The sequence below is a fragment of the Halolactibacillus alkaliphilus genome (assembly GCF_900115465.1).
In the GTDB taxonomy this organism is placed as follows: Bacteria; Bacillota; Bacilli; order Bacillales; family Amphibacillaceae; genus Halolactibacillus; species Halolactibacillus alkaliphilus.
On sequence record NZ_FOWN01000023.1, the window covers coordinates 15,299 to 29,405 of the forward strand.

Annotated in this window: 12 protein-coding genes and 2 other annotated features; all 12 genes read right to left on the bottom strand. The window is 36.9% G+C overall.

Annotated elements, in window-relative coordinates; translation table 11 throughout:
* Positions 1-5: 5 nt before the first annotated feature.
* The 12 genes from infC to BM163_RS09720 all read right to left on the bottom strand — a co-directional run bounded on the left by infC (position 6) and on the right by BM163_RS09720 (position 13,847).
* Positions 6-527 (bottom strand): translation initiation factor IF-3, encoded by a 522-nt coding sequence (gene infC, locus BM163_RS09665; protein WP_089802598.1) that lies wholly within the window; start codon positions 525-527, stop codon positions 6-8.
* Positions 528-633: 106 nt separating this feature from the next.
* Positions 634-766: a sequence feature (ribosomal protein L20 leader region), on the bottom strand.
* A 240-nt stretch (positions 767-1,006) separates the two neighbouring features.
* Positions 1,007-2,959: a threonine--tRNA ligase gene (thrS, locus tag BM163_RS09670; protein ID WP_089802600.1), complete on the bottom strand. Its 1,953-nt coding sequence runs from the start codon at positions 2,957-2,959 to the stop codon at positions 1,007-1,009.
* A 76-nt stretch (positions 2,960-3,035) separates the two neighbouring features.
* Positions 3,036-3,263: a binding site (T-box leader), on the bottom strand.
* 69 nt (positions 3,264-3,332) lie between these two features.
* Entirely contained in the window at positions 3,333-4,268 is a 936-nt protein-coding gene (dnaI, locus tag BM163_RS09675; protein WP_089802602.1) for a primosomal protein DnaI, read from the bottom strand.
* 65 nt (positions 4,269-4,333) lie between these two features.
* Entirely contained in the window at positions 4,334-5,698 is a 1,365-nt protein-coding gene (locus BM163_RS09680; protein ID WP_089802604.1) for a replication initiation and membrane attachment family protein, read from the bottom strand.
* 133 nt (positions 5,699-5,831) lie between these two features.
* Positions 5,832-6,296, bottom strand: a complete 465-nt coding sequence (nrdR, locus tag BM163_RS09685) for a transcriptional regulator NrdR (protein ID WP_089802606.1) — start codon at positions 6,294-6,296, stop codon at positions 5,832-5,834.
* Between the two features lie 41 nt (positions 6,297-6,337).
* On the bottom strand, positions 6,338-6,715 hold the full coding sequence (locus tag BM163_RS09690; RefSeq protein ID WP_089802608.1) for a cytosolic protein: 378 nt from the start codon (positions 6,713-6,715) through the stop codon (positions 6,338-6,340).
* Between the two features lie 185 nt (positions 6,716-6,900).
* Positions 6,901-7,278, bottom strand: a complete 378-nt coding sequence (speD, locus tag BM163_RS09695; protein WP_143088216.1) for an adenosylmethionine decarboxylase — start codon at positions 7,276-7,278, stop codon at positions 6,901-6,903.
* A gap of 245 nt (positions 7,279-7,523) precedes the next feature.
* A complete protein-coding gene (coaE, locus tag BM163_RS09700) occupies positions 7,524-8,141 on the bottom strand; it encodes a dephospho-CoA kinase (RefSeq protein ID WP_089802613.1) in 618 nt (205 codons plus the stop codon).
* 16 nt (positions 8,142-8,157) lie between these two features.
* Positions 8,158-8,991 (bottom strand): DNA-formamidopyrimidine glycosylase, encoded by an 834-nt coding sequence (gene mutM / locus BM163_RS09705; RefSeq protein ID WP_089802615.1) that lies wholly within the window; start codon positions 8,989-8,991, stop codon positions 8,158-8,160.
* 16 nt (positions 8,992-9,007) lie between these two features.
* A complete protein-coding gene (gene polA / locus BM163_RS09710) occupies positions 9,008-11,638 on the bottom strand; it encodes a DNA polymerase I (RefSeq protein ID WP_089802617.1) in 2,631 nt (876 codons plus the stop codon).
* Positions 11,639-11,781: 143 nt separating this feature from the next.
* Positions 11,782-13,155 carry a two-component system histidine kinase PnpS gene (gene pnpS / locus BM163_RS09715; protein ID WP_089802619.1) on the bottom strand — a complete coding sequence of 458 codons (1,374 nt, stop codon included), beginning with the start codon at positions 13,153-13,155 and terminating at the stop codon, positions 11,782-11,784.
* Positions 13,152-13,847: a response regulator transcription factor gene (locus BM163_RS09720; RefSeq protein ID WP_089802621.1), complete on the bottom strand. Its 696-nt coding sequence runs from the start codon at positions 13,845-13,847 to the stop codon at positions 13,152-13,154. The genes pnpS and BM163_RS09720 overlap by 4 nt, the downstream gene beginning before the upstream one ends.
* Positions 13,848-14,107: the final 260 nt, after the last annotated feature.

Here is a 14,107-nt window from a genome sequence, read left to right on the forward strand (position 1 = left end):
AAAGCTTATTTTTCATTGATCGGCGCAAGCATTAAGAACATGCTACGGCCTTCCATTTTAGCTTTTTGCTCAACTGTTGATAAATCTTTACATTCTTCAGCCATTTGTTCGAGAACTTTACGACCTAAATCTTTGTGCGTAATGGCACGACCACGGAAACGAATAGACACTTTTACTTTGTCTCCTTTTTCCAAAAACTTGCGTGCATTACGAAGCTTTGTATTAAAGTCATGCTCTTCGATACCCGGGCTAAGACGGATTTCTTTGACATTAATGATTTTTTGCTTCTTGCGTGCTTCTTTATCTTTTTTCTGTTGCTCAAAACGAAACTTACCGTAATCCATAATACGACATACTGGCGGTTTGGCATTTGGTGCAACAAGGACTAAATCTAAGTTACGTGTTGCGGCAATTTCAAGCGCCTCAGTACGTGATTTAACACCAAGTTGATCTCCATTAGAATCAATAAGACGAACTTCACGTGCGCGAATATTCTCATTGACATTCATATCTTTGCTAATAATCATCCACCTCCGAGTTTTTTTAACAGCGGCATGAACTATGACCGGCCTTTGTAAGAACCTGACCTTTATCGTGGTCATTGACAAGTGTATAAAAACTTAGCCATTAAAGACAATAAAAAAAGTGTCGGTACTTGGAAGCACCCACACATATCCTGTCATCTTCAAAAATTCAGAATGTGATAACCTGGCAACTACATTGATTGTGTCGATCAGGCGAGAAGCGGGTGCCTCTACTTGTCTAAAGATCATATTCAATTTCACTTTTATTATCATAGCATCCCTGTAGTTGATTGTCAACGTTATTTAACAACTTTTTTATGAACAAGGTGGCTTGATGCGCGCTACTTTAATAAACAGCATGTTTTAAAAATGGAACTATAAAGTCTTATCAAAGAGCAACGATTTCAAACAAGAAATCGTTGCTCTTTGTTTTATATAACTCAAAAGTAAGCCAACCACTCAACCATTGGCCCTCCAGCTTTTTATACGTCTTTTCTTGATTTTTTCTCTATATCTTGCTTCATTAAAGCGATAAAATCATCTTGCGCAAGTGTTTTTTGGTCTTGTTCACCATAACGGCGAACATTAACTGCTATGTCTTCTACCTCTTTATCCCCAACAACAAGGGCAAAAGGTATCTTCTCTGTTTGCGCTTCACGAATCTTGTAACCTAATTTTTCTTCACGTACATCAAGTTCAACACGGAAGCCTTCCATTCTCAGACGATCTTCTAATTTCTTCGCATAGTCTTGATGAACATCATTAGATACCGGGATAATACGCGCTTGAACTGGCGCTAACCACGTTGGGAACGCACCTTTATATTCTTCGATTAAGAAGGCAACAAAACGTTCCATTGTAGATACAACCCCACGGTGAATAACAACTGGACGGTGATCCTTACCATCTTCACCAACATACGTTAAATCAAATTGTTCTGGTAAGTGAAAGTCTAATTGTACCGTTGATAATGTTTCTTCTTTTCCAAGCGCTGTCTTCACTTGAACGTCTAGCTTAGGACCATAAAAAGCGGCTTCACCTTCTGCCTCAACATAATCCAGGTTCATTTCTTCCATTGTTTCCTTTAGGAGTGCTTGTGCTTTCTCCCACATTTCATCGTTATCTACGTACTTTTCTGTATTGTCTTTATCACGATAAGATAGGCGGAATGAGTAATCTTCAAATCCAAAATCACGGTACACATGTTGAATCAACTCAACGACGCGAATAAATTCATCTTTTAGCTGATCTGGTCGCGCAAAAATATGCGCATCATTCAACGTCATAGCACGAACACGCTGTAACCCAGCGAGAGCACCAGACATTTCATGACGGTGCATCATACCAAGTTCAGCAATACGTACAGGTAAATGACGATAGCTATATAGTTGGTTTTTATATACCATCATATGGTGAGGACAGTTCATTGGGCGAAGAACTAAATCTTCATTATCCATTTCCAGTGTTGGGAACATGTCGTCTTTATAATGATCCCAGTGTCCACTTGTCTTGTATAGTTCAACACTGCCAAGTACAGGTGTATATACATGGTCATAACCGAGACGTTCTTCTAAATCAACAATGTATCGTTCAACCATTCGACGGATTGTTGCCCCTTTAGGCAACCAAAGCGGTAAGCCTTGACCAACTTTTTGTGAAACAGTAAAAAGATCAAGTTCCTTTCCTAGTTTACGGTGATCACGCTCTTTACGTTCCTCAAGCACGTGTAAATGATGTGTCAGTTCTTCTTTTTTAAAGAACGCCGTTCCATAAATACGTTGTAACATCTTATTATTGCTGTCTCCGCGCCAGTAAGCACCTGAAATACTTAACAACTTGAATACTTTTAATTTACTTGTCTGTGGTACGTGAACACCACGACAAAGGTCAAAAAATTCCCCTTGTTCATAAATAGTGACTGTCTCATCAGCTGGAATCGCCTCTAATAATTCAAGCTTCAAATCATCTCCAATAGCCTTGAATCGATCAGATGCTTCCTGACGCGAAACTTCGACACGTTTAATTTCAATGTTCTCATCAACGATACGTTGCATCTCTTTTTCAATTTTAGGTAAATCTTCTGGTGTAAGTTGGTGGTCCATATCAATGTCGTAATAAAAGCCTTCTTCAATTGTCGGACCAACCCCCAACTTAACGTCATCACCGAAAAGGCGCTTGACTGCTTGAGCCATTAAATGTGCTGTCGAGTGACGTAAAATCTCAAGGCCCGCTTCATCACGTGAGGTAACAATGGCAATTTCTCCATCATGTGGTAACGGTCGACGTAAATCGATTAATTCACCATCTAATTTAATCGCAACCGCTTGTTTTCTAAGGCCTGGTGAGATGGATTGTGCAACATCTTCACCTGTTGTTCCTTGGTTAAAGTGTTTTTCGTTCCCATCTGGGAATATTAATTTAATTTGTTCTACCATGTTTTTCACTCCTTAAAATAGTTAGTTTGTCATCACAAAGGATAATATAAAAACGCCTATCCCTCTGCGATTACAGCAAAGGGACAAGCGTTAGCTCGTGGTTCCACCCTAATTCCCAAACAGTTCTGTTTGGCTCATTAAACTCTATAACGGAGAGTTACCGCCATTTCCTACTGATAACATGACGTTCAGAAGTGGAGTTCAGAGGTGGTAATTAAATGAATGTGCAAAGAAAACTTTCAGCTCTAGGTTTTCCTCTCTAGTTGCACAGAGTCACTCATCGTGTCCTCATCAATACTTTTGTTTTTTTGAATTATGACTTGTATTATAGTCTTGATTTTTAAAAAAATCAAGACCATTAGCAAAAATCACTCTAGCTTTCTCGTCGATTATTCGCATGAATAAGAATAGGGTTACTCACTTGTTTTATACGTTCGATAATTCGACCTGCTTTGAGTACTTCAATATCTCCTCGCGATGTTTGTGATAAATGCGACTCTAATTGAGTTAAATCATAATTCGAACTAAAGAAAACAGGTAAGCGTTCCATCATTCGGTATTGCAGAATAGACCCAAGCACTTCGTCTCTAAACCAACTCGAAAGAGATTCTGCGCCGATATCATCTATCATTAGCACTGGCACTTGTTTAAAAGCTTCAATTTTATCAGAAGTAGAATCATCTTTAAAAGATGATTTAATTTCTCTCACAAACTCTGGCATGTAAATGAGCATCGTTTCAATTTCACGATCAGCAAATTCATTTGCGAGTGCACCTAAGAAGTATGTTTTACCTACACCAAATGGGCCGTGGAAATAGAACCCTTTTTCCGGCAAACCATTATCTAATTGATGAACATATTTTAACAGTGCTTTAATCGCTTGGTGACGATCAGCATTTTCACTATCAATTGTTTCGATACGCGCCTCTAAAATATCTTTTGGCATGTATAAACTCTTAATTTTAGCTTGACGCTGTTTTTGTTTTTCTTCTATTTTAGTATAGTCGCACTTTTCATATGTTAAGTGAAACGTATCTCCCTTAACATTTAAAATAGGCTTATAACCTGGTAGAACATTATTTATGCAACCATTATCCGGACAATTGATGCAGTCTCTATTTTGAGAGTAATACTCATACAATGTCATGAGTTGTCGGTCAATAGCTTTACTATCTATCTCATCATTCGCATCAATAATTCTCTTTATTTCAGCATCTTGTAGAATTTCCCGCTTCATTTTCTGATATGTTTCTTGAAAGGATTGATTTTTTTTCATCCATTTTTTTAACGGCACATTGATCGGTTCCATCATTTCACCACCTTGTTTTTTTGCTCACATGATCATTAAATCGCGTTTATTACCCACATTAATAATTATTTATTTTTCTTTGCTTGAAAAGATTTTAAAAGCGCATCAATTTCCTCATTACTTTCCTTTGTCGCTTCATTTGATAGTTGCTGATTTATTTGATTTGATTTTTGCTTTTTAAACCAATCAGGTACCACAGCTTCACGTCCAGTTTTTCTTTTCGGATAATTCTTTTTAAAATCATTTGATTGATATTTCGTATGCTCTTCTTTAGCTAATGCCATTGCATCTTTCACCGTAGTGACTTTCTTTCTCGACCAGTGACTCGCGATTTTTTCTAAATATGCACGCGATAGCTTCATATCTGATTTTAGCATAACATAATGAATCAGCACATTCATAACCCCTGGCTTTAATTGTTGCTTTTCCATAATATCAGCGATCATTTTTATGTCTTGTGCGGAAGCTTTAGCACCGCCTGATAAATCCTCAAGAAATTCTTTCGGACTAATTGTTTCCATGCGATCAATAAACTGGGCTTTTTTCGATAACGGCTTCGTTGATGTTTGATTTGTTGATCCTTGTGTCTTTATACGTTCCCGTTGTACAATCACTTGTTGCTTAGACGGCTGGACATCCATTGCATCAAGACACGCTTCTTTAAATGCCTCTTTATCTAACCTGTGTTCTGAATCAATCGACCACAAAAGAAGTTTGTCTACTTCACTATTTGATAACCCATATAAAACAGCCATCTGATTAATAAATTGTTGGTGTTCTCTTGTTAAAATAACGTCAACATCTAACATGCGCGCCTGTAAATTTTGACTGAGCCAGTCAAAATCAATAACCGTATCTTCAATCCAGTTCATTTTAGATTGGGCTGATATTTTTAGCTCTTTATCCTCTGTCTCCTGTTGATTCCCTATATCAACAGGTTGATGTAAAAACACATCCGAAAACGTTTTTGTCACATTTTCACCTGAGGTTTCAAATGCCGTCCGTTCTAAAATCTTTGTTTTTAACGAATGAAATTTTTGTTTACCAATTTGATGATACAACATTTGACCAAGGATATCATCGGACATAAAGCCAACCGGTGTCATCGGTGCTTTTAAATAAAAATCATATAATGTTTGGTTATCATCTTCATAACGAAATGTCTCTAATAAACCAATCGCTTCAATTTTCTGTCGTGCATCATAAATTGATGTCAGTGATTGATTTAATAATTGCATTAAATAATGATGCGAGTGACGATCATGAAACGCAATCTGATGATACAATGTCATATATAAACTGAGTGCTTCGATTCCGATAACCGGTTGATATAACTGATACAACGCTTGATATTGTTCATCTGATAAATCAAACATTTTCGTTGTGCGATAGCCATCCGCAGGTAATACCTTTCCAATGGATTGATGCATCAAATTCGTCCTTTCTCATATTAATCTTTCTTTAGTGCTTGCGTTCTATCCTAATGAAAAATGAGCCGAGCGGCTCATTACTAGTGTTGGAACATATAGTGTGAAAATAAGTAAGTTTAAAACCTTGACTACCTTATGATTCTTTATCATCTTGAATAAGCTCTTTTAATTCATCTAAAAAGACATTAATATCCTTAAATTGTCGATACACAGAAGCAAATCTTACATAGGCCACTTCGTCAATTTGACTTAAACCTTCCATGACAAGTTCACCGATATCATTACTCTCTACTTCTGACTGTCCTCGTCCACGCAGGGTTCTTTCAACATCTAAAGCCAATGTTTCTAGTTGTTCAAGTGCTACCGGTCGTTTCTCACAAGCTTTCATTAAGCCTCGCACAAGTTTTTCGCGACTAAACGTCTCTCGTACACCCTCTTTTTTCACAACAATAAGCGGCATTTCTTCAATGCGCTCAAAGGTTGTAAAACGATGCGAACAAGCTTCACATTCGCGTCGACGTCTGATAGCTTGATTATCTTCAATGGGTCGGGAATCTAATACCCGAGTATGCTTATCTTGGCAGTTAGGACATCGCATCGTTAAACCCCTCCTTATAAATATTTGTTATGTTTTGCTAATTAATCAACAAGTTCCATTTCCTGCTTTAAGTCATCGTATAATGTTGAAATTAAGTTGTGGCTAAAACCTAAATCAAATAGACCGCCTTCAGTCGTAACTGAAAAATCGACCGATGTCCTGAATGGTTTCACCATAATAATGGTTGCCACCACAAAGGCACGACGTTTCCCTTTATAATTAACTGTAATTTCCCCACGCTCTTGTGACGAAGCTTTAACTTCACAATTGGGGTTCTTTTTAAAGTACGCCATCACCGCATCAAATCCACGATCTTTTGTCGTTTTGAAGTATTTACTCTTTAATTTTGGATCCCAATGCTTTTCACTTGTTTCTGAATGATTATTAAAATACTTATTGAATGATTCTTTAAATCCCATGTTTACACCTCATCATTTACTATTATACATGTACGCACCATATATTTTAACATGTTTATGAGGAGAAAACGATACCAAGTTCTATATTTCCATGTTCTTTACACAAAAACAATCAAAAATACCATATTTATTTCATTCACGTAAAAACTCCTCTCAGATCGTATTCACTGAGAGGAGTTATCTATTTAAAGTGCTTCTGATTTTGGAACTTGAATTGGACCAAGACCTCTTGGTACTTCCACGCGCTCAAGACGTTTGGATTCTAAACTTTCCGCAATATAATCACAGGCAACATTTGGATCAATAATATCTCCACATGTATACACGTCAATACTTGCGTAACCATGTTCTGGAAAACTATGGATTGTTAAATGTGATTCAGAAATAATTACCACACCACTTACACCTTGTGGTGCAAATTTATGAAAAGCTACTTCGCGAATTTCAGCACCTGACTTTAGTGCGGCATCAACAAAAATTTGTTCAATCTTACCCATGTCATTTAAAATATCAATATTACAATCCCACATTTCTGCAATTACGTGTCTTCCCATTGTGTCCATTATAAACACTCCCCCTAAATTCTTTTTTGTAAAATGTAAGCATAATTGCCACGGGGGAAAGTTAGTCCAAAGAGGTCCTAACCCTTTAAGCAATCAACTGCACATTTTCATATTGTTGTACATCATATCAAAATGCACGCGCAGGAAAATTATATATCGAAATGTTACTTAACGCAACTGTTTTTTAAAAAAACAATAATTTTCTATCTCTAACAGCATATTTTCTCATACAGCATAAATTCAAATCAAGCATTCACTTGAGATCCTATCCTCTCATAGTCATGAAATAGAACGTCACATTGTTTGATTGTCGATTCTAACGTCCCGTTGTTATCAATCACATCATCAGCCCATCGTTTTTTTTCTTCTATTGAAATTTGTGACTGAATTCTTTTTAGCGCTGCTTTTTTTGTTAGTTGATCTCGTTTCATCAAGCGTTTAAGCTGAAGTGTTTCATTAGTATATGCCACAACAATCCGATCAACTAAGTAGGCTAAATCACCTTCAAATAATAGCGGCACATCCAGTATAATGATTGGTTCATGGCGCGCTACTAACTCATCCCGAAGTTCTATCATTCGTTTAACAATAGCTGGATGCATAATATCATTTAACTGTTTTCTCTGGGTAGGTTCATCAAAAATCAACTCACCAAGCTTTGCGCGATCAAGCGTGCCGTCGGCTTTAATAAGATCTGAACCGAATGTCAATTCAATTTGTTTTAATGCGGGCTGGTTGGGCTCAACAATTTCTCGTGCAATATAATCTGCATCAATGACAGGAACGCCTTTACTCTTGAAATAACTTAGGACGGTACTTTTACCAGTCGCGATACTACCTGTTAAACCGATAATCAGTGACATACGTAAAATCGCCCCCCTATGCATTCATTATCTGACAGACCGGGCAATAATGCGTTCCGCGACCAGATACTTTGGTTTTTTCAATAGCCGTAGAACAAACAGAACAAGGTACCCCTGTTTGACCGTAGACATAAAGCGTTTGTTGAAACATCCCCATCTCACCACGACCATTTGTATAGCTACGAATGGTCGTGCCACCATGTTTAACGGCTTGATGAATGACTTTCTCCGCTTCTATTAATAGACGATAAACTTCATCATATGTTAACAGATGTCCGCGCGTCATTGGGTGTACTTTAGCTCGAAATAGTGTTTCATCAACATAAATATTACCAAGACCTGCAATCAGTTGCTGATCGAGTAAGATATTTTTAATGGCACGCGTAGACTTATTTATTTTAGGATACAGCCTTTCAATGTCAACTGCATCGAGATATAAATCTACACCAATCTGCTTCATTGGTAACCTATCTAACGCTTCACCTTTTTTAAAAAGATGCATTGTACCAAACTTTCTTACATCGTTGTATTGTAAACTGGTACCGTCAGTAAAAGAGAAAATGACATGCGTATGTTTATTTAGTGGTGTTTGATCATCGTACACCCCAAATTTACCTTCCATACGTAAATGCGAGACAAATTCCAAATCATCTAATATAAACAACAAAAACTTCCCACGTCGTTTAATCTCTCTGAACGTCTGGTTTTCTAAAAATGCAGAAAAAACAAGCGCATCATCTGGTTTTTTAATCATTTTAGGGTAGCGGACGGTAACGTTTTTTATTTTTTTATTGATAATTAGTGGTTCTAGCGTCCTTCTGACTGTTTCTACTTCCGGTAACTCTGGCATAATTCATTCTCCATTCTTATTTCGCATCATACCATGTCGGGCCATGTGAATATTCTACTTTTAATGGCACAGTTAAAGCAACGGTTTGTTCCATCACTTCTGGTACCAGCACTTCCAATTGCGCAATTTCTTCTTTCGGTGCTTCTAGAATAAGCTCATCATGTACTTGAAGCAACACATTTGCTTGAAGATTTTCTTCTTTCAAGCGCTTAGCTAAGTCAATCATTGCTTTCTTGATAATATCAGCGGCACTTCCTTGAATAGGTGTGTTCATAGCTGTACGCTCTGCAAAACTACGTTGATTAAAGTTACGGCTCGTAATATCTGGCAAATAACGTCGACGTTGCATCAATGTCGTTACGTAACCAAGCTGCTTCGCCTCTTTAACTATATTATCCATATATTTTTTCACACCAGGATAACTCTCAAAATAGCGGTCGATAAATGCCTTCGCTTCTTTACGTGTGATACCTAAATTTTGCGATAAGCCATAATCACTAATGCCATAAACAATACCAAAATTAACTGCCTTCGCCTGGCGACGCATTAAACTATCTACTTCTTCTTCTGACACGTGAAAAACATCCATTGCTGTCTGTGTATGAACATCTCTTCCTTCTTTGAAAGCTTGAATAAGTTTTTCATCGCCAGCGATATGTGCAAGTACGCGCAGTTCAATCTGAGAATAGTCACAAGCGAATATTTCCCAGTTATCTTGACTCGGGACAAATGCTTGTCGAATACGTCGCCCCTCTTCAAGCCTTATCGGAATGTTTTGTAAGTTAGGGTCTGTCGACGACAATCGACCTGTTTGTGTTAGAGCTTGATTGAATCGTGTATGGATTTTACCATCTGGATGAATAACCTTTAGTAAGCCTTCTAAATAGGTTGATTGAAGTTTTTGAAGCTGACGATACAACAAAATATCTTCAATAATAGGATGGTATTTCTTTAGCTGTTCTAACACATCCGCAGATGTTGAATAGCCTGTCTTCGTTTTTTTTATCACAGGCAACTCAAGATTTTCAAATAACACCACACCTAGTTGCTTCGGTGAATTTAAATTAAAGGTTTCCCCTGCGGTGTCGTAAATATTTTCTTCCAATGTTTTAATGCGCCCTGCGAGCTCGATTTGCATTGATTCTAGTTTTTCTTGGTCAACTTTTACGCCACGTTGTTCCATCTCAGCTAAAATTTGGCTAAGAGGTAATTCTAATGTTTCTAATAACGCCATTTGGGCATTTTCATTTAGCCCGAGCTCAATCGGTTCTTTCAATGAATAGACAACATGCGCTTTTCTTGTGATATGGTCTTGTAATGTCTCATTATCCGGTACAGCTAATTTTTTCCCTTTTCCATATACATCTTCATCTTCTCTGACACCTATTGATTCATAGCGTTTAGCGATAGACGGAATATCATGATTGTTTTCTGACGGATTCACTAAGTAAGAACCTAGCAACAAATCAAATGTCACACCCCTTACTTCAATACCCATTCGTTTAAAAGCTACCCACATTTTTTTTGCGTCAAAAGTATATTTTTCCATCTGAAGATCTTCAAGATATGCATGAAACGCCTTATCTTTTTCGACTGTTTCTTTTGTGAGGAAATAATGATGATGCTCGTTACTGATCCCTACACCTAAAAGTGTATCTATATGATACTGTTCTGTCAGAAAATCAACAACAACACTTTCTTTTCCCGTTAATTCTATTGACTGAAAATCTTCAACAACTTCAACAGTCATATCTTTTAATGTTGTTGTTTCTTCGACTTGATCAGGATCGATAATTGACATAAGCGACTTAAACTCCAAAGTTGCGAAGAGTGCGCGCATTTGCGTCATATCATAACCTTTATACTCAGTCTCATCTAATGAAACTTCAATCGGAGATGACCGATCAATTGTCGCCAGTTGATAGGACATAAATGCATCATTTTTATAGTTGATTAGGTTTTCTTTTAGTTTTTTTCCACTTACCTGATCGAGCGATTCATAGACTTGTGATAATGTTCCAAATTGCTTAAGCAATTTGATGGCTGTCTTTTCACCAACACCTGGCACACCAGGAATATTATCTGAAGCATCTCCCATAAGTGCTTTCATATCAATGATTTGTTCAGGACGAATATCTAATTGTTGACTTAAGTAATCCGGTGTATAACTTTCCGTTTCACTGATGCCTTTTTTCGTTAGCTGCACAGCTATATTTGCCGAAGCTAATTGCAGCATATCCTTATCTCCAGTAATGATGGCAACATCAAAACCTTTTGTTTCAGCTTGTTTAGAGAGCGTACCAATAATATCGTCAGCCTCATAATTTTCAAGTTCATAATGTTTGATTTGAAAGGCCTCTAGCAATTCACGTGCTATATTAAATTGTTCTGATAACTCAGGTGGCGTTTTTTGTCTACCACCTTTATATTCTTTATACGTTTCATGACGGAATGTTGTCTTGCCTGCATCAAATGCAACAAGAACATGCGTAGGTGATTCTTGCTCTAAAATTTTAAGCAGCATCTTCGTAAACCCAAAGACAGCATTGGTATGTACTCCTTTGTTATTGGATAATAACGGCAAAGCAAAAAATGCTCTATATAACACACTATTTCCATCAATTAATACTAATTTTTTATCTGACATACTCTCACTCCTCTAAATTATTCATCCTTTAACAGTATATACTATTCCTATCTTATCACGTTTTCATAATTTAAAAAACGAAACTGATTATACCTATATTGTCGCGTCATTATATAATGACCACAGTAAAAAGAACAGACCTTTTATGCCTGTTCTTTCGGTAATACAATCGTAAATATTGAACCTTTGTCTACTTCACTGTGAACATCAATACGCCCTTGGTGCGCTTCAATAATATGTTTAGCAATCGATAAACCTAGACCGGTCCCACCGGTGTTTCGACTTCTCGCTTTATCGACACGATAGAAGCGTTCAAAAATTCTTGGAATAGATGCAGCATCAATACCCATTCCATTATCTGAGACATCAACCTTAATATAACCTAACGCGTCAGTAATGCTAATCGTGACTATACCTTCGCTTGGTGTATAATTAATCGCATTATAGATCAAATTGAGTATGACTTGTTTTAAACGATCATAATCTGCTAATAGTGTTAGGTTTGTATCGCCTTCAATTACTAGGCGAATGTCTTTCTCTTTTGCCTGAACTTTTGCCATTTCCACAGACTCTTGTATTAAATGATCCATATTTACAGTTTGATAATTCAGTTGAAATGCAGATTTTTCAAGTTTTGAAAGATCTAGTAAGTCTTGAATCAATAATTGGAGACGGTGACTTTCTTTGTAGATAATCGATAAAAAGCGCACTCTTAAATCTTTGTCTAAATCATCTTCAAGCATCGTTTCTGCGAAACCTTTGATTGATGTGATTGGTGTTCTTAATTCATGCGATACATTAGCCACAAAGTCCTTGCGCATTTGCTCTAAGCGCTTAAATTCAGTCACATCATGGAAGACAAGTACAGCTCCTCTTAAATCATGTGAACGATTAAAATAAGGCGCTCCAATAACTTCTAAGTGGTACGTAGTTAGATCTTTCGTTAGTGTCATTTCATTCTTAATCGGCTGTTCATATAAAAATACTTCCTGGATCGTTTCGTGAATTTGTTCCTGGTCTAAAACGTCGTAATATAAAGCTTCTGTATATCGTTCGCGCTCAAGACCAAATAAATCCACGAAGCGCTTATTTACTAAATGTACATAGCCTTGTTGATCAATCAACATAACCCCACTCGCCATATTTTCAATGACACTGTTAAGTTGCCGTGCATGCATTTTTTCTTGTCGATTTAAGTCTTGTAGGTGGCGAGCTAACTTGTTGATAGCCCCTTGTAAGCGTCCAGTATCAATATGATAGTCCTCGTATACGCGTACATTGTAATTCCCGTTCACGAGAGATTCAATCGTATGACTTAAATATCTTACTGGGCGAACATAATTTTTATACACTTGATAAAATAGTAAAATGATCGCAAAATACGCTCCTGTCAGTAAAAAGAAAACAATATACTGCTCACTCCCAGAGACTAAAGGTACAATGGCATAAACAAGCAAAACAAATAATCCACTCACAGCCATCAATTGAGACAAAAAGAGACGACGGTTTGGTGTCATATTTTAGGTTCCTCCATTTTATAACCTAACCCTCGAACGGTTTTTATATAGATAGGTTGTTTAGTGTCGGGTTCGATTTTTTCACGTAAATGACTGATATGAACGTCAACGATACGCGTATCTCCGGCAAAATCATAATTCCACACAGCCGTCAGTAATTGATCACGTGATAAGACTTTCCCTTTATGTTTAGCGAGATAAAATAACAACTCAAATTCTTTTCGCGTAAACGTTAATGGTTCTCCCTCAAGCATCGCTTCATACTGTTCTGGATAAATAGTCAAGTTACCAAGGGACAAGTAGACGGATTCCTCTTCTTTAGGTTTATTAGTCCGACGTAAAATAGCTTTAATTCTTGCAACAACCTCTTTTGGACTAAACGGCTTTGTTAAATAATCATCCGCACCTAGCTCTAACCCTAGAATTTTATCAAATTCATCATCTTTTGCGGTTAGCATTAGAATAGGACTATCTATTTTTTCACGTCGTAACGCTTTAGTAACTTCCGTTCCCTCCATACCTGGTAACATTAAATCAAGCACAATAAGCTCATAGTCATGCTTCATCGCTTTGGCGAGCGCCTCAGTACCTGAGTATGCCACATCTGTTTTAAAACCCGCTTTTTCTATATGATATTGTAACAAGGTAACAATTGATTCTTCATCATCAACAATCAATATTTTTTTACTCAACCTTCATACCTCCTTCACGTTTCGTTCACATTTATCATAGCCTGTTTAGTCAATAAATGAAAGTCAGACTATTAAAACAATCCGTTAAATTTACTTTACAAAGTAAAGTTTATGTAAATTTTTGAATTCAAATGAAGATGAGTGATTATATAAGGACATCTATTTTTTCTATTAATATATTTCTTTTTTAAACTGACCTGATTTTGATCCTTCTTTTACTAACAAAAAAACGCATAATAACTAAAACACTAGTCATTATG